This is a genomic window from Azonexus hydrophilus DSM 23864 (assembly GCF_000429605.1).
GTDB classification, from domain to species: domain Bacteria; phylum Pseudomonadota; class Gammaproteobacteria; order Burkholderiales; family Rhodocyclaceae; genus Azonexus; species Azonexus hydrophilus.
Genome location: NZ_KE386925.1, coordinates 521,432 through 535,733, shown reverse-complemented (window position 1 = coordinate 535,733; position 14,302 = coordinate 521,432). Strand labels below are relative to the sequence as shown.

General features: G+C 65.1%; 21 protein-coding genes. 6 read left to right on the top strand and 15 right to left on the bottom strand.

The annotated features are described in order from the left end of the window. Positions 1-28: 28 nt before the first annotated feature. Genes G471_RS0113975 through G471_RS0113965 form a run of 3 tightly spaced genes read right to left on the bottom strand, consistent with a single transcriptional unit; the run spans position 29 to position 1,205 of the window. Complete coding sequence (locus G471_RS0113975) at positions 29-295, bottom strand: BolA family protein (protein WP_028995883.1); 267 nt, start codon at positions 293-295, stop codon at positions 29-31. Next, complete coding sequence (locus G471_RS0113970) at positions 295-597, bottom strand: YciI family protein (RefSeq protein WP_028995882.1); 303 nt, start codon at positions 595-597, stop codon at positions 295-297. Before G471_RS0113970 ends, G471_RS0113975 begins: the two co-directional genes overlap by 1 nt. Continuing rightward, positions 597-1,205 carry a septation protein A gene (locus tag G471_RS0113965; RefSeq protein ID WP_028995881.1) on the bottom strand — a complete coding sequence of 203 codons (609 nt, stop codon included), beginning with the start codon at positions 1,203-1,205 and terminating at the stop codon, positions 597-599. Before G471_RS0113965 ends, G471_RS0113970 begins: the two co-directional genes overlap by 1 nt. Before the next feature lie 48 nt (positions 1,206-1,253). Here G471_RS0113965 and G471_RS0113960 point away from each other — a divergent pair, with 48 nt between their 5' ends. Continuing rightward, complete coding sequence (locus G471_RS0113960; RefSeq protein WP_028995880.1) at positions 1,254-2,306, top strand: HD domain-containing phosphohydrolase; 1,053 nt, start codon at positions 1,254-1,256, stop codon at positions 2,304-2,306. 23 nt (positions 2,307-2,329) lie between these two features. Next, positions 2,330-2,671, top strand: a complete 342-nt coding sequence (locus G471_RS0113955) for an Hpt domain-containing protein (RefSeq protein WP_028995879.1) — start codon at positions 2,330-2,332, stop codon at positions 2,669-2,671. Here the strand turns inward: G471_RS0113955 and bioD are convergent. The 8 genes from bioD to G471_RS0113915 form a co-directional block, all read right to left on the bottom strand. Beyond that, on the bottom strand, positions 2,660-3,322 hold the full coding sequence (bioD, locus tag G471_RS0113950; protein WP_028995878.1) for a dethiobiotin synthase: 663 nt from the start codon (positions 3,320-3,322) through the stop codon (positions 2,660-2,662). The genes G471_RS0113955 and bioD overlap by 12 nt on opposite strands. Then, positions 3,319-4,083, bottom strand: a complete 765-nt coding sequence (gene bioC / locus G471_RS0113945; RefSeq protein WP_028995877.1) for a malonyl-ACP O-methyltransferase BioC — start codon at positions 4,081-4,083, stop codon at positions 3,319-3,321. The genes bioD and bioC overlap by 4 nt, the downstream gene beginning before the upstream one ends. After that, positions 4,076-4,789 carry an alpha/beta fold hydrolase gene (locus G471_RS17785; protein WP_051295497.1) on the bottom strand — a complete coding sequence of 238 codons (714 nt, stop codon included), beginning with the start codon at positions 4,787-4,789 and terminating at the stop codon, positions 4,076-4,078. The genes bioC and G471_RS17785 overlap by 8 nt, the downstream gene beginning before the upstream one ends. After that, positions 4,786-5,970, bottom strand: coding sequence for an 8-amino-7-oxononanoate synthase (gene bioF / locus G471_RS0113935; protein WP_043421646.1), 1,185 nt, complete (start codon positions 5,968-5,970; stop codon positions 4,786-4,788). The genes G471_RS17785 and bioF overlap by 4 nt, the downstream gene beginning before the upstream one ends. 95 nt (positions 5,971-6,065) lie before the next feature. Further along, complete coding sequence (locus tag G471_RS0113930; RefSeq protein WP_028995875.1) at positions 6,066-6,260, bottom strand: hypothetical protein; 195 nt, start codon at positions 6,258-6,260, stop codon at positions 6,066-6,068. A gap of 119 nt (positions 6,261-6,379) precedes the next feature. After that, the gene (locus G471_RS0113925) at positions 6,380-6,727 is read right to left on the bottom strand and encodes a GlpM family protein (protein ID WP_028995874.1); all 348 of its coding nucleotides are present in this window, start codon (positions 6,725-6,727) and stop codon (positions 6,380-6,382) included. Next, positions 6,724-8,064: an adenosylmethionine--8-amino-7-oxononanoate transaminase gene (gene bioA, locus G471_RS0113920; RefSeq protein ID WP_028995873.1), complete on the bottom strand. Its 1,341-nt coding sequence runs from the start codon at positions 8,062-8,064 to the stop codon at positions 6,724-6,726. Before bioA ends, G471_RS0113925 begins: the two co-directional genes overlap by 4 nt. Next, a complete protein-coding gene (locus tag G471_RS0113915; protein WP_028995872.1) occupies positions 8,064-9,236 on the bottom strand; it encodes a DUF2863 family protein in 1,173 nt (390 codons plus the stop codon). The genes bioA and G471_RS0113915 overlap by 1 nt, the downstream gene beginning before the upstream one ends. 90 nt (positions 9,237-9,326) lie before the next feature. On the opposite strand from G471_RS0113915, the gene yaaA reads away from it, so the two are divergent. Next, a complete protein-coding gene (gene yaaA, locus G471_RS0113910; RefSeq protein ID WP_028995871.1) occupies positions 9,327-10,100 on the top strand; it encodes a peroxide stress protein YaaA in 774 nt (257 codons plus the stop codon). A gap of 45 nt (positions 10,101-10,145) precedes the next feature. Here the strand turns inward: yaaA and trxC are convergent, their stop codons facing one another. The 4 genes from trxC to G471_RS17780 form a co-directional block, all read right to left on the bottom strand. Beyond that, positions 10,146-10,580, bottom strand: coding sequence for a thioredoxin TrxC (gene trxC / locus G471_RS0113905; RefSeq protein ID WP_028995870.1), 435 nt, complete (start codon positions 10,578-10,580; stop codon positions 10,146-10,148). Between the two features lie 70 nt (positions 10,581-10,650). Beyond that, positions 10,651-11,136 carry an acyl-CoA thioesterase gene (locus G471_RS0113900; protein ID WP_028995869.1) on the bottom strand — a complete coding sequence of 162 codons (486 nt, stop codon included), beginning with the start codon at positions 11,134-11,136 and terminating at the stop codon, positions 10,651-10,653. 75 nt (positions 11,137-11,211) lie between these two features. Continuing rightward, positions 11,212-11,706, bottom strand: a complete 495-nt coding sequence (locus G471_RS0113895) for a Dps family protein (RefSeq protein WP_028995868.1) — start codon at positions 11,704-11,706, stop codon at positions 11,212-11,214. Between the two features lie 157 nt (positions 11,707-11,863). Beyond that, complete coding sequence (locus tag G471_RS17780) at positions 11,864-12,301, bottom strand: putative toxin-antitoxin system toxin component, PIN family (RefSeq protein ID WP_043421644.1); 438 nt, start codon at positions 12,299-12,301, stop codon at positions 11,864-11,866. Positions 12,302-12,352: 51 nt separating this feature from the next. Here G471_RS17780 and G471_RS0113885 point away from each other — a divergent pair, with 51 nt between their 5' ends. Genes G471_RS0113885 through G471_RS0113875 form a run of 3 tightly spaced genes read left to right on the top strand, consistent with a single transcriptional unit; the run spans position 12,353 to position 14,285 of the window. Further along, positions 12,353-13,312 (top strand): tRNA dihydrouridine synthase, encoded by a 960-nt coding sequence (locus G471_RS0113885; protein ID WP_028995867.1) that lies wholly within the window; start codon positions 12,353-12,355, stop codon positions 13,310-13,312. After that, the gene (gene trmB, locus G471_RS0113880) at positions 13,309-13,974 is read left to right on the top strand and encodes a tRNA (guanine(46)-N(7))-methyltransferase TrmB (RefSeq protein ID WP_028995866.1); all 666 of its coding nucleotides are present in this window, start codon (positions 13,309-13,311) and stop codon (positions 13,972-13,974) included. Before G471_RS0113885 ends, trmB begins: the two co-directional genes overlap by 4 nt. Continuing rightward, positions 13,971-14,285 carry a YkgJ family cysteine cluster protein gene (locus G471_RS0113875; RefSeq protein WP_028995865.1) on the top strand — a complete coding sequence of 105 codons (315 nt, stop codon included), beginning with the start codon at positions 13,971-13,973 and terminating at the stop codon, positions 14,283-14,285. The genes trmB and G471_RS0113875 overlap by 4 nt, the downstream gene beginning before the upstream one ends. The last annotated feature ends 17 nt before the right edge of the window (positions 14,286-14,302 follow it).

Sequence of the window (14,302 nt, the reverse complement as noted above, 5' to 3'; positions counted from 1 at the left end):
GTTGGAATTCCGTGGGGTTGAACGAAAATCATGGGGTTTCCGGTGTCCTGGCATTGATCGCCAGGGCATGGATGCGACCTTGCATCAGGTCGCCTGCGGCATCGTACACCAGGCGATGACGGGCGAGTGTATTTTTACCGGAAAAAACACTGGCCACGATCTCGACCCGGAAATGACCGCCGTCGCGGGCGCCGGCGTGGCCGGCATGGCGATGCGATTCATCTTCGATGTTCAGGGTCTCGGGCTTGAGTGCGGCCAGGCGCTCGCGCAGCAGGGCCAGGGTGTCGGCGTGCATCAGGCGGGCAGGACTTTCTTGAACGGTTTGACGGTGACTTTTTCGTACACGCCGGCGGCGATGTAGGGGTCGGCGTCGGCCCAGTCTTTGGCGGCAGCCAGCGAGGCGAATTCGGCAACGATCAGGCTGCCGGTAAAGCCGGCGCTGCCCGGGTCGGGCGAATCGATTGCCGGGCAGGGGCCGGCCAGCAGCAGGCGGCCTTCCTGCTGCAGGGCGAGCAGGCGTTCGACGTGGGCAGGGCGGGCGGCCATGCGCTGTTCGAGGGTGCCGGGGCGATCCTCGCCGATGATTGCGTAGAACATTATTTTTCTTCTTCCATGTATTTCGACAGCATCGCGCCTTGCGCCAGCACGAAGGCAAACATCAGGCCCATGCCGCCGAATAGTTTGAAATTGACCCAGGTATCGGTCGAGAAATTGAAGGCGACGACCAGGTTGAGCACGCCCATGACGAGGAAGAAGCCAATCCACGCGAGATTGAGGCGCTCCCAGACCGCGTCCGGCAACTTCATCTGCTCGCCGAGCATGGCCTTGATCGCATTCTTCTTCATGAACCAGGCGGCAATCAGCATGCTGCCGGCGAAGGCCCAGTAGAGCAGGGTCGGTTTCCACATGATGAAGGCTTCGTTCTGGAAAGCCAGGGTCATGCCGCCGAAAACGACGACCAGGCCCAGGCTGATCCACAGCATCTTGTCGACCTTGCCGTGACGGAAATGGACCCAGGCGATCTGGGCGGCGGTGGCCACGATGACAACGATGGTCGCCAGCAGGATGGGCGCTTGCGCCGGGTTGACCGCGGCACCGCCAAGCAGGCTGGCGACCCAGCCGGCAGCAGCCTCCGGGTGCGCGCCCGCATACTTGAAGCTGGCGAAAAAGAGGATGACCGGGAAGAGATCGAAGAGTAGTTTCATGGCGCCGCATTATATACTTCATGCGGTTTTGACAAGCGCGGATGGCGAATGCACAAGGTTTTGATCATTGACGACAGCGAAATCAACCTGACCTTGATCAGGGCGCTGGTACTCAAGCTTGGCGAGTGCGAACCGGTGATGTTCGATCATCCGCTGAAGGCGCTGGAATGGTGCCGGGGCAATGTGCCGGATCTGGTCATTGTCGATTACATGATGCCGGAGATGGACGGGTTGCGTTTCATCGCCGCCTTCCGCGCCTTGCACGGCCGGACCGAAATCCCGGTGCTGATGATCACCGCCAACGATCAGAAGGATGTCCGCTACGAAGCACTGCTCGGTGGCGCCAATGATTTCCTGACCAAGCCGATCGACCGCATCGAGTTCTCGGCGCGCGTGCGCAACATGCTCGCGCTGCGTACCGGCCAGAAATTCCTGGCCGACCGTGCCGCCCATCTGGCCGGCGAAGTTGCCGAACGAACCCGCGACATCCGCGAACGGGAGCGCGAACTGATTTTCCGCATTTCGCGCGCCGCCGAATTCCGCGATCCGGAAACCGGCGCGCACATCCAGCGCATGGCGCATTACTCGGAAATCATTGCCCGTGGACTCGATCTTGACGCCGCAACCTGCAACCTGATCCTGCAGGCGGCACCCCTGCACGATGTCGGCAAGATCGGCATCCGCGATCACATCCTGCTCAAGCCGGGCAAACTGACGCCGCAGGAATTCGACATCATGAAACAGCACGCGATGCTGGGCTACGACCTGCTCAAGGACAGCGGTTCGGAAATCCTTCAGGCCGGTGCCGAAATCGCCCGCTCGCATCACGAGAAATACGATGGCAGCGGTTATCCCCGCGGGCTCAAGGGCAATGCGATCCCGCTGTTCGGGCGCATCGTTGCCGTGGCCGACGTGTTCGATGCCCTGACCTCGGAGCGCCCGTACAAGAAGGCCTGGCCGCTCGACGACGCCATGCGTTTTCTGGAAGAGGGCCGCAGCACGCACTTCGACCCGCTCTGTGTCGAATCCTTCATCGCCGGCTGGGAGGAAGTGCTCGAAGTCCGGCAACGCTTCCGCGATGAGGAAGCCCCGAAAATCTGAGTCATGGCAGACGGAGACCGCGCATGAATCCCTATGTACTCGACAAGCCGGCCATCCTCGAACGACTGGGTGGCGACGAGGACATCTTCGCGATGATGGTGGACATGTTTCTCAACGAACAGGACAACAACCGCCAGGCGCTGCTGGCGGCGCTTGCCGCCGACAGCGCCGCCCTGCAGCGCGAAGCCCATACGATCAAGGGCTTGCTGGCGACTTTTTCCGACGGACTCGGCGCAGAACTGGCGCAGGCCCTGGAATATCAGGCAAAAAGCGGCCTGGTTGACGATGCGCAAGCTCGGGTTACCGAGTTACTGGCTCGCGTCGACGAGGTTGCCGGTGTGCTGCGCGGCCTGTCAGCCGGGTAGGTTCAGGTAGCCTGCCGCTGCGGCCGGCGAGCCCGCCGGGTCGTAGGGAACGACGCCGAGCAGCGGAGCATCGAGCAATTCTTTCAGCGTGGCGAGATTTTCCTCGAATCGGCTCATTGCCGGGTCGACCCGGTTGGCCACCCAGCCGGCGATGAACAATCCGCGATTGGCGATGGCTTCGGCCGTCAGTAACGCGTGATTGAGGCAGCCCAGGCGCATGCCGACCACCAGGATCACCGGCAAGCCCAGGACCATGGCCAGATCGGCACCGTTGCGGTCGATCCCGAAGGGCACGCAGAAACCGCCGGCGCCTTCGACGATGACCAGGTCGGCCTGGCGTCTGGCCGTGCTAACGGTATCGGCGATACGCGAGAAATCGATATCGACGCCGACTTCGGCCGCGGCGATGTGCGGTGCGATGGCCGGTGCGAAACAGTAGGGATTGACGATGTCGGCCGGTAGTTCGACGCTGCTGGCGGCCAGGATGCGGCGGACGTCATCGTTCTCGCCCAGCACGTCGGTGCCGGCGGCAACCGGTTTCAGCCCGGCCGCCGACAGTCCCGCCTGGCGGGCGCGGTGGAGCAGGGCGCAGGTGATATGGGTCTTGCCGACTTCGGTGTCGGTGCCGGTCAGGAAATAAGCGGAACTCATGATCTGGCGTGGATGAAAACGATATCGTAGGTCAATGGTATACCATCGTCTTGTCGTTGGCATTCATAGGCGGCTTCGAGTCGGCGCAGGGTGCCGGGACTCATCAGGCCGGTCCGGCGACCGGGGCCGACCTGGTTGGCGCCAACTGCCTTGACGGCGCGCAGCAGGCTGCGCAGGTCGGGGTAGCACAGGGTTTCCTGCCGGGTTTCCAGGCTGACGTCGGCAAAGCCGGCGAGTTCGACTTGCCGGCGAAGGTCGTCGGCACATTGGAAGCTCAGTGTGTGCTGATGGCTGTCGATGCCGCCAAAGGCCGTGCGCAATTCGTGAAAGGTCGCCGGCCCCAGCGTGCTGACTGCCAGCCGACCGCCGGGGCGCAGCACCCGCCGGGCTTCGCTGAAAACCTGCTGCGCATCGCACCATTGCATGGCCAGGCTGGACCAGTAGAGGTCGAGGCTGGCATCGGCCAGCGGCAGTCGTTCGAGGTCGCCGGCCAGGCGCCGGCAGTCGCCGGCAATGCGTCCGAGCATGGCCGTCGACAGGTCGAGGGCGAACAGCTCGGCGGCCGGGAAACTGCGCTGCAGCAAGGCATGCGCATAGCCGGTGCCGCAGCCGGCATCGAGGATGCGCTGCGCATCGATGGCCGCCGGCAGGGTGGCGGCCAGATGGTCGCAGATGCGGCGCTGGACGATGGCAGCCTGGTCGTAGGTGGCAGCAGCGCGTTCGAAGGATTGGCGGACGCGGGCCCGGGAAGGTCTAGTCATTCAGGAAGCGGCGGGCGGCGGCGAGGAAATCGCCGGGGCGCGAGAGGAAAGGCGCATGCGCGCAGGCCGGCAGCAGTTCGAGTTGGGCGCCTGGAATCAGCGTGGCCAGCATCTGTGCGGCGGCAGCGGGCATCAGTGGATCGGCGTCGCCGTGCAGCAACAGGGTTGGTGCGCGTACCTGCGCGGCGTCGGTGCGCAGGTCGACGTCGCGCAGCCAGTTCAGGCCGGCGTCGAGAACGTCGGCGGCGGGCAGCGGGTCGGCCAGGTCGAGGATCTGGCGCGTCACTTCCTTGGCCAGCGCGTCGCCCCGGTTGAAGCCGCCGACGAAGCGCGGCAGCATGCCGGCCGCGTCGGCGCGGATGGCGGCGGCAAATTCGGCCAGCGTCGCCGGCGCCATGGCATGCGGCCAGCCGTCGCGCTGGACGAAGGAGGTGGTGCCGGCGACCAGCAGCAGCTTGCCGACCTTGTCCGGATGGCGGGCGGCGACGGCCAGCGCCAGTTGTGCGCCGATCGACCAGCCGGCCAGCGTTGCACCTGCCGGCAGTCGGCTGGCGATGTCGGCAACGGCGGCGTCGAAATCGGCGATCAGCGGTGTATCGCGGTAGCCGGGCAGGTCGATGAATTGTCCGGCCAGTGCCTCGACGGCGGCATTCAGCGGGCCACGCCCGAGCGCCCAGCCGGGCAGGAAGAAGAGGGGAGCGTTCATGCAAGTTCCTTGAGGGCGGCGAGTAGTCGGTCGATGTCGTCTGCCGTGTGGGCTGCTGATAGCGAAATGCGCAGGCGGGCTGTACCACGCGGTACGGTGGGTGGGCGGATGGCCGGCACCCACAGGCCGCGCGCCCACAGGGCCTGGGCCAGGTCGAGGGCAGCCTGGTTGTCGCCGACGATCAGCGGCTGGATGGCGGTCATCGAGGCCGGCAGGGTCCAGGGTAGATCGCGCGCGCCGTCGCGCAGGCGGGCGATGTTGGCGTTCAATTGCTGGCGCAGGGCGTTGCCGTTTTCGATCCGCTGCAGGCTGGCGAGCAGTGCACAGGCGATGGCCGGCGGGGTGGCGGTGGTGAAGATGTAGCTGCGCCCCTTGTTCAGCAGGTAGTCGATGGCGCGCGTCGAACCGGCGACGAAAGCGCCGCCGACGCCGGCGGCCTTGCCCAGTGTACCCATCAGCAGGATGCGCGGGGTGGCGGGCAGGTTGAAATGCGCCAGGCTGCCGCGGCCCTTGGCGCCGAGCACGCCGAAACCGTGCGCGTCGTCGATCACCAGCCAGGCGTCGAAGCGCTCGGCCAGCGCGAACAGGCCGGGCAGCGGCGCCAGGTCGCCGTCCATGCTGAACACGGCGTCGGTGACGATGACTTTGCGCCGCGCGTTGCTGGCCGCCAGCAGGCGTTCGAGCGCCGGCAGGTCGTTGTGCGGGTAACGGTGGACGTCGGCGCCGTTGGCCTTGGCCAGTTGCATGGCGTCGATCAGCGAGGCGTGGTTGAGCTTGTCGGCGAAGACCGCATCGCCGCGACCGGCCAGGGTCGGCGTGACCGCCAGGTTGGCCAGGTAGCCGGTGGAAAAGGTCAGTGCGGCCGGAAAACCGGTGAATTCTGCAAGCGCGGCTTCGAGGTCGGCATGCGGCTGCAGATGCCCGGCGACCAGGTGCGAGGCGCCGCTGCCGGCGCCCCAGGTCACTGCGCCGTCGGCGAGGGCGCGGGCCAGTCCGGCGTCACCGGCCAAGCCGAGATAGTCGTTGCTGGCGAAGTTCAGCAGTTCACGCCCGTCGACCGTGGCGATGCGTCCGCAAGGCGAATCCAGGATCCGCCGCTGCCGGCGTAGACCGGCCGCAGCGAGTTCCTGCAATTCTGCGTCTAGGCTGCCCTCGAGCAGGGAGGATGAGGTTTCAGGCATGTGGCCGACCAGGAAAATCCGTCAGGATGTCAGGCCCGACTTGCAACCGGGCAAAGGAGACGGATTTTAACGGAAGCCGGCCCGGCCGGTGTGATCTAGGCTGGCTGCAAAGGCAGCAGGTTGCGCTGGGAAACGATGAAGCGCTTGCGGATGCCGCCGGCGATTTCGCCTTCGACTTCCCACATCGCCAGACCCTTGACGATGGCCACCTGTTCGATGGCGATGACGACTGCACCAATCTTGGTGCACAGATAACGGGTACCACGTTGAATCGTTGCCTTGACTTTCATGGGCGTCTCCTCTTGTCACGTAGTGGAGTGCCTATCCTAACCAAGCATCGCTTCGATTGCACCCTGAAAACCGGACATAACGTTTCGGTTTTTCCGAAGGCGCTGTTGCCGTGGCGGTCTCAGGGGGTCGGCTGGAAATGCGTCCAGGCGAACAGCAAAATGCCGGCCGCGATCAGCCAGCCGAGGGTGGCCAGGAGCAGCGTCGGCCACAGCGTCAGCCGGGTGCTCAGCCAGAACACCGCGAGCAGGTAGATGGCGTAGGGAATCAGCGACCACAGGCCGAACAGCGCCGTCGTGCGCAGGTCGGCCATGCCGCGTTCCTGGGCGACGATGGCGTGGGCGATCAGGGCGAAGGTCGGAAACAGCGGCACCAGGCCGGCGATGTAGAAACTCTTCGAGCGCGACAGCAGGGCGATGATCAACACCGCCAGCGCGCCGAGCAGGGATTTGAGGAATAGACCGATCATCGCAGTGCGCGCTCCAGTGCGCCGTCGATGGCGCGGCCAAGTAGGGCGATCTCGTCGTCGCCGACGATGTAGGGCGGCATCAGGTAAACCGTATTGCCGATCGGTCGCAGCAGCGCGCCATGGTCGAGCGCGGCGCGGTAGAAGCGGCGCGAGAAACTGGGGTCGTCGCTGACGACGTCGAAGGCGGCGATCATGCCGCGCTGACGCAGGTGCTTGACTTGTGCATGGCCGGCCAGCGGCGCCAGCATGGCGCCGATTTTCCGCGATCGGTCGCGATTGGCGGCGAGCACGTCGTCCTCGGCGAAGATGTCGAGCGTCGCCAGTGCCGCCCGGCAGGCGAGCGGGTTGCCGGTGTAGGAGTGCGAGTGCAGGAAGGCGCGGGCGACCGAGTCGTCGAGGAAGGCGGCGTAGAGGGTGTCGCTGCTGAGGACCACCGAGAGCGGCAGGTAGCCGCCGGAAATACCCTTGGACAGGCACATCAGGTCGGGGCGGATGTCCGCTTGCTCGTGGGCGAAGAAAGTACCGGTGCGGCCACAGCCGACGGCAATCTCGTCGCAGATCAGATGGACTTCGTACTGGTCGCACAGTTGGCGGGCTAGGCGCAGGTATTCCGGGTCGTACATCGCCATGCCGGCGGCGCCCTGGACCAGCGGTTCGACGATCAGCGCGGCGGTGCGCTCGCCGTTCTTTTCCAGCCAGTCGGCCAGGCCAGCAGCAGCGCGGCGGGCGACGTCGGCCGGCGTTTCGCCGGCTTCGGCCAGACGGAAATCGGGCGTGGGCAGCACATGCGCGGCGTGGCGCACCAGCGGCGCGTAGGCGTCCTTGAAAATGGCGACGTCGGTGACCGCCAGCGCGCCGACCGTCTCGCCGTGGTAGCTGCCGGTCAAACAGAGGAATTCCGCCTTCTCCGGACGGCCGACGTTGCGCCAGTAATGGAAGCTCATCTTCAGCGCGATTTCGGTCGCCGAAGCGCCATCGGAGGCGTAGAAGGCGTGGCCGAGCGCGCCGCCGGTCAGCGCCGACAGGCGCTCGGACAACTCGACCACGGGCTGATGCGTGAAGCCAGCCAGCATCACGTGCTCAAGGGATTCCAGTTGCTCGCGCAGTGCCGCGTTGATGCGCGGCTCGGCGTGGCCGAACAGGTTGGTCCACCACGAACTGATGCCGTCGAGGTAACGCCGGCCGTCGAAGTCGATCAGCCAGGCGCCTTCGCCACGGGCGATCGGCAGCAGCGGCAGATGCGCCGGCGACGCCGTGTCGGCATGGTGGCGCATCTGCGTGCACGGATGCCAGACGGCAGCCTGACTGCGCGCCAGCCAGTCGGCGTTACGGCTCATCAGTGCAGATGCTGCGAGGTGGCGGCCGGTTGTTCCGGCATTTCGGCGTGGACCAATTCGCCGTCGATGTTGGGGAACATCGGCGCGCCGCAGTCGTCGCAGAACTCCATCGGGAAGTGGTGATCGAGGAAGCGGACTTCCTTGACCCCGGTTTCGCGCAGCGCAGCCTCGATTTCGCCGGCGATGTCGGCGTTCTCGTCGTCTCCGCCGAGCAGCGGCCAGACGATGCCGTGATACACCGCCTCGCCGTCCTTGGGGCCGAGGCCGACGCGGTATTCCTCGAGCCGGCGGTCGTAGCAAGGGCCGATGACGGCGCGGATGGCATCGGGCATCAGGCCGAGCGTGGTCTGCAGGAAGGCGATCGAGGCCTTGGCCGAGTATGGGCGCGAGGCGCGGTCGGCGTTGCGGCAGGCGGCGTGATAGGCGTCCGGCAGCAGCGGCTGCCAGGCGCAGCCGGTGAGCAGCGGTTCCAGGCTGGGGCTGCCCTGCTTGATCCATTCCTTGAGCGAATCTTCCTTGCCGCCGTCCTTCTCGTTCCAGCGGAACAGGGCGTTGCCGCGTGGCACGGCAATGGCGCCGATCAGGTAGCGGACATCCGACAGGAAGCGGTTGGTTTCCGGCAGCTGGCTGCCGTCGACGGCAAGATGCTTGCCGGCCAGCGCGGCTTCGCCGAGTTCGCGGGTCAGCTGCCAGGTGTCGCAGAAGCTGCGCGGCAACTGGTCCGGGCTGAACAGGAAGTCGGCCAGCGCCACCTTGGCCTGGCCGCCGAAGACGTGTGCGCCGAGTTGCACGGCGAGCGCCTGCAGCGAGCTCTTCGGCAACTGGCAGGCGGCGATCGAGAAGCGCGACCAGGCCAGCACCGGCGCGGCGAACAGCATGACTTCCCAGTGCTGGCCGTCAACGTCCAGGCGATGGGTTTCGGCGCGCGATTCGACCATGTCGGCGAGTTCGTCGTGGCCACGCGGGTTGGCTTCGAACAGCCGGTCGAGCGCGATGTTGATGTCGTCTTCGCCGCCGTTTTTGAGCAGGTTGTCCACGGCTTCGGCGAGTTGCGTTTCCCAGTAGGCGTCTTCCAGCTTGCCGCCGGATTCGGAAAGGCCGCCGGCCAGGCGTTGCAGTTCTGCCGCGTCGCGCGAAAGGCGGTCGCGCGAACCGAAGCGGGTACGTTTCATCGGTGTTCCAAAAAAAGCAAAAGAGGAATTTTAACAGCCGGTAAAATCGGGCGTCGTGTTAAACCGCAAAACTGCCGACAGGTTCCCGTCATGCTGATCTTCCTTTCCCCCGCCAAATCGCTCGATTACAAGACCCCGCCGCATGTTTCGAGCTTTTCGCAGCCGGCTTTCCTGGATCGCTCGCAGACGCTGATCGACCAGTTGCGCGCGCTGTCGCCGGCCGACATCGCCAACTTGATGGACCTCTCCGATCCACTGGCGCTGCTCAATTTCAACCGCTACGCCGAGTGGTCGCAGCCGTTTACGCCGGACAATGCCAAGCAGGCCGTGCTCGCCTTCGACGGCGACGTCTACGATGGCCTGTCGGCGAAGACCCTGTCCGCCGCCGACCTCGACTTCGCCCAGCAGCAGGTGCGCATCCTTTCCGGGCTCTACGGCATCCTCAAGCCGCTCGACCTGATGCAGCCCTACCGCCTGGAAATGGGCACGAAATTCGCCAACCGCGGCGGCAAGGATCTCTACGCCTTCTGGGGCGAAACCCTGCTCGACGCGATCAACGCCGAACTCGATGCAATGCCGCGACCGGTGGTGGTCAATCTCGCGTCCGAGGAATATTTCAAGGCGGCGGTCGGGCGCAAGCTCAAGGGAACGCTGATCCAGCCGGTGTTCGAGGACTGGAAGAACGGCAAGTACAAGATCATCAGTTTCTTCGCCAAGAAGGCGCGTGGTCTGATGACGCGCTACGCCGTGGTCAACCGGCTGACCGCGCCGGAAGGCCTGAAGGATTTCGACAGCGAAGGTTACGCCTTCGCGCCGGAAGCCTCCGACGACAAGACCTGGGTGTTCCGCCGCCGGCAGGAGTGAGGCGGCCCGAAATTTTCCCTTTGCCCGGGCCGCCGAAGCAGTGACTTACAGCTTGCTGCGGACCCAGCGCACGATGTCGGCCGCGCCCATGGCGCCGGCTTGGCGGGCGATTTCGCGGCCGTCTTTGAATAGCGCCAGCGTCGGGATGCTGCGGATGCCATGACGGCTGGCGAGCATCTGTTCGGCTTCAGTATCCACCTTGGCCAGACGGAGCAGCGGTTCCAGGTCGGCGGCTGCCTGCTCGAACTGCGGCGCCATCATGCGGCAGGGCGCACACCAGGGCGCCCAGAAATCGACCAGGACCGGGATGTCGTTGCGCGCGATCATTTTCTCGAAGCTGGCATCGGTCAACGCCACCGGGTGCCCGGTGAACAAGGCTTGCCCGCATTTGCCGCACACTGGGCTTTCCCGTAGTCGCGCCTGCGGTACGCGATTCACGGCGGTGCAATGCGGGCAGACGATGTGCAGGTTTTCTTCCATGACCGTTTTCTCTTGATCGAATCGATGCCAACTAGATGGCGACGTTCCGAGAAAAATCAATGGGCGGTCTTCAGGCCGCCTTGGGCGTCAGCGCCTGCATTCGTCCTTCGAACTCCTTGCGCAGTTCGCGGCGCACCTGGGCTGCCTGGTAGCGGCGGACTTCTTCGGGTGTGCTCGGTGTCAGCGGCGGGATCGAGGTCGGCTTGCCGTCGGCGTCGACGGCGACCATGGTGAAGAAGCAGGAATTGGCGTGGCGGATGACCTTGGCTCGGATGTCTTCGGTCAGTACCTTGATGCCGATTTCCATCGAGGTGTTGCCGGTGTAATTGACCGAGGCCAGGAAGGTCACCAGTTCACCGACATGGATGGCCTGGCGGAACATGACCTGGTCGACCGACAGTGTCACCACGTATTCGCTGGCGTAGCGGGCGGCGCAGGCGTAGGCAACCTGATCGAGCAGCTTGAGGATGGTGCCGCCGTGGACGTTGCCGGAGAAGTTGGCCATGTCCGGCGTCATCAGGACGGTCATCGCGAGTTGGTGCTGGGGAAGGTGCATGGCAGGGTATCGAGATCAGAAAAAGAAAAGGGCAGGATCGCAATCCTGCCCCGTGTGCGTTGCCAGGCTGGCGCCTCAGTCTTCGAGCAGGCTGCGCAGCATCCAGGCGGTCTTTTCATGGACTTCCAGGCGCTGGGTGAGCAGGTCGGCGGTCGGCTGGTCGTCCGCTGCGGCGACCACCGGGAAGAGCTTGCGCGCGGTGCGGGCGGTGGCTTCCTGAGCAGCAACCAGGTGGCGGATCATGTCGTCGGCGCTCGGTACGCCCTCGACTTCCTTGATCGAGGCGAGCTTGACGAATTCCTTGTAGGTGCCCGGAGCCGGGAAGCCCAGCGCACGGATGCGCTCGGCGATCATGTCGAGGGCGTTCCACTGCTCGGTATATTGACCCATGAACATGTTGTGCAGGCTGTTGAACTGCGGGCCTTTGACGTTCCAGTGGAAGTTGTGGGTCATCAGGTACAGCGTGTAGCTGTCGGCCAGCAGGGCAGACAGGCCGGCGACGATCTTCTTGCGGTCGGCTTCGGCGATGCCGATATCGATGTTCGGGGTCTTGGTTTTCTTGGCGCTCATGACGGTTCTCCTGAATTAAGTCAGCGGGTTGACTATGGCCGGCGGCGGCACTGGCAAAACTCGGCGGGCCGTTTCCGGATGAATCCTGTGGTGGCAAGGGTTTTACGTCTTTGCCTAATATAGCGCATATCCCGCCGGCCTAGCCAATGGAAGTGCGCTATTGGGGAGATTGTCCCTGCGTATCGATCAACTGTGACGCCTCTTTCGGCTTGACGATGCGAAACGCCAGCTTGGTACGCCCGCGCAATTTGAGCAGCGCTTTGTCCTTGCTGACCAGCAGGTCGGCGCCGCTGCGTTCGGCCAGTTCGAGGAACTTCTGGTCGTCGCGGTCCTTGCAGCGGGGCAGGGGGGCGGCTTCGCCGGCGGGAACGACGGTGATCAGGGCGCGGTAGCGGGCGTAGCGCTCGGCGATCATGTCCGGCGTCAGCTTCAGTTGCGGGTAGGTCAGGACGCGCTGCAGTTCGTCGAGCGTGCGCTCGTCGACCAGGCATTCGATGCGCCCGGCTTCCAGCGCGGCCATGATCGGGACGGCATCCACGTTGGCCCAGTGGAAGAGGTCGAGGACGACATTGGTGTCGAGGACGATGCGTAACATGGGGCGGGATTATAATGCGCGCCTTTTCAAGCATTTGCCGAAAGTTTCCCGATGTCCCGAATTCTCCTCGCCCCGCTGGAGGGCCTCGCCGATCCGCTGTTGCGGAACGTGCTGACGGCAGTCGGCGGTTACGACTGGGGGATTTGCGAATTCGTCCGGGTGTCGAACAACGTGCTGCCGGCAAAGACTTTCCTGCGTACCTGTCCGGAATTGCTCAATGGCAGCCGGACCGAGTCGGGGACGCCGATGCGCGTGCAGTTGCTCGGTTCCGATCCGGAATTGATGGCGGCCAACGCGCGTCGACTGGTGACCCTGGACCCGGCAGGTGTCGACATCAACTTCGGCTGTCCGGCGCCGACCGTGTTCCGTCATCGCGGCGGTTCGGCGCTGCTCGGCGAGCCGGAACTGCTGCAGCGCATCGTCGCCGCGGTACGTGCCGAGGTGCCGGTGCATATTCCATTCACCGCCAAGATGCGCCTGGGCATCGACGATACGAATCTGGCCGTGGCTTGCGCGCAGGCGCTGCAGGCGGGCGGCATCGACGAACTGATCGTGCATGCGCGCACCCGGGTCGATGGCTACCGGCCGCCGGCGCGCTGGGAATGGATCGCGCGTATCCGCGAGTGTATCGACATCCCGATCATCGCCAACGGCGAGGTGTGGACGGTCGACGACTACCACGCCTGCCGGGCGGCAACAGCCTGTGCCGACATCATGCTCGGCCGCGGTGCGGTGGCCGATCCGCTGCTGGCGCAACGCATCCGCGGCCACGAGCTGGGCGGCTGGCCGGCGGTGGTGCCGTGCATTGCTGCCTACTGGCAGGGGGTGCGGCGCAAGGTCCTGCCGGAACACGCGGGCGGCCGGCTCAAGCAATGGCTGGCGCTGGTCCGCCGCAACTACCCGGAAGCCTGCCTGCTCCACGACCGGTTGCGGCCGCTCAAGGCGGCCGAGGAAATCGACGCGCTGCTGCTCGCCGAGGGCATCCTGCGCGCAAGGCCGCTGGTCGCATGAGCGGGAACTCGCGCTTCATCAGCAGCGCCCAGGACGGGCCGCACCCGGATCTGCCCGATCTGCTGCGTCGGCACCTGGCGCATCCTTTCCGCAAGCCGCTGGCCGACTACAACCGCGAGGCTTTTGCCGTGGCGCTGGCGGCGCGCGATGCCTGGAATCCGCCGGCGCCGCTGATTGTCGATGCCGGTTGCGGGGTCGGCTGGAGCACCTTGCGCATTGCCGCCGATTTTCCCGACCATTTCGTTTTCGGCGTCGATCAGTCGATCGACCGCATCAGCCGGGGCAGGCCTTTGCCGCTGCCGGCCAATGCGGTGCTGGTGCGTGCCGATCTGGTCGATTTCTGGCGTCTGCTGGCGACCGAGGGCATCCGGCTGGCGCGGCACTACAACCTCTATCCCAACCCGTGGCCGAAGATCGGCCACCTGGCGCGACGCTGGCACGGACACGCGGTTTTTCCGGTGTGGCGCGAACTGGGCGGCGTGGTCGAATGCCGCAGCAACTGGGTCATCTACATCGAGGAAATGGCCCAGGCGCTGAGTCTGTTGAGCGGCCAGACGGTCGTCGCCGAGCCTTATGCGACTGACGACCCGATGACGCCGTTCGAGAAGAAATACCTCGCTTCCGGGCATGGTTTGTGGCGTTGCCGGGTGGATCTGGGATGAGCAGCATCTGTCAGTCCTGCGGTGCCTGCTGCGCCAGTTTCCGTGTCGATTTTCACCCGGCCGAACTGGCCGGCGGCGCCTTCGCCTGGGGGCAGGGCGTGCCGGCGGCGATGACGGTGCCGGTGACGCCGGCCATCGTGCGCATGTGCGGCACCGATGACGCCGCGCCGCGCTGCGTGGCGCTGGTCGGGGAAATCGGTGAGGCGGTCAGGTGCACGATTTACGACGAAAGACCGTCGCCGTGCCGGGAATTCGACGTCGAGCACGATGCTTGTCTGCAGGCTCGCAGACGGCATGGATTGGTACTTTGATGGCAGTCTATTACTTT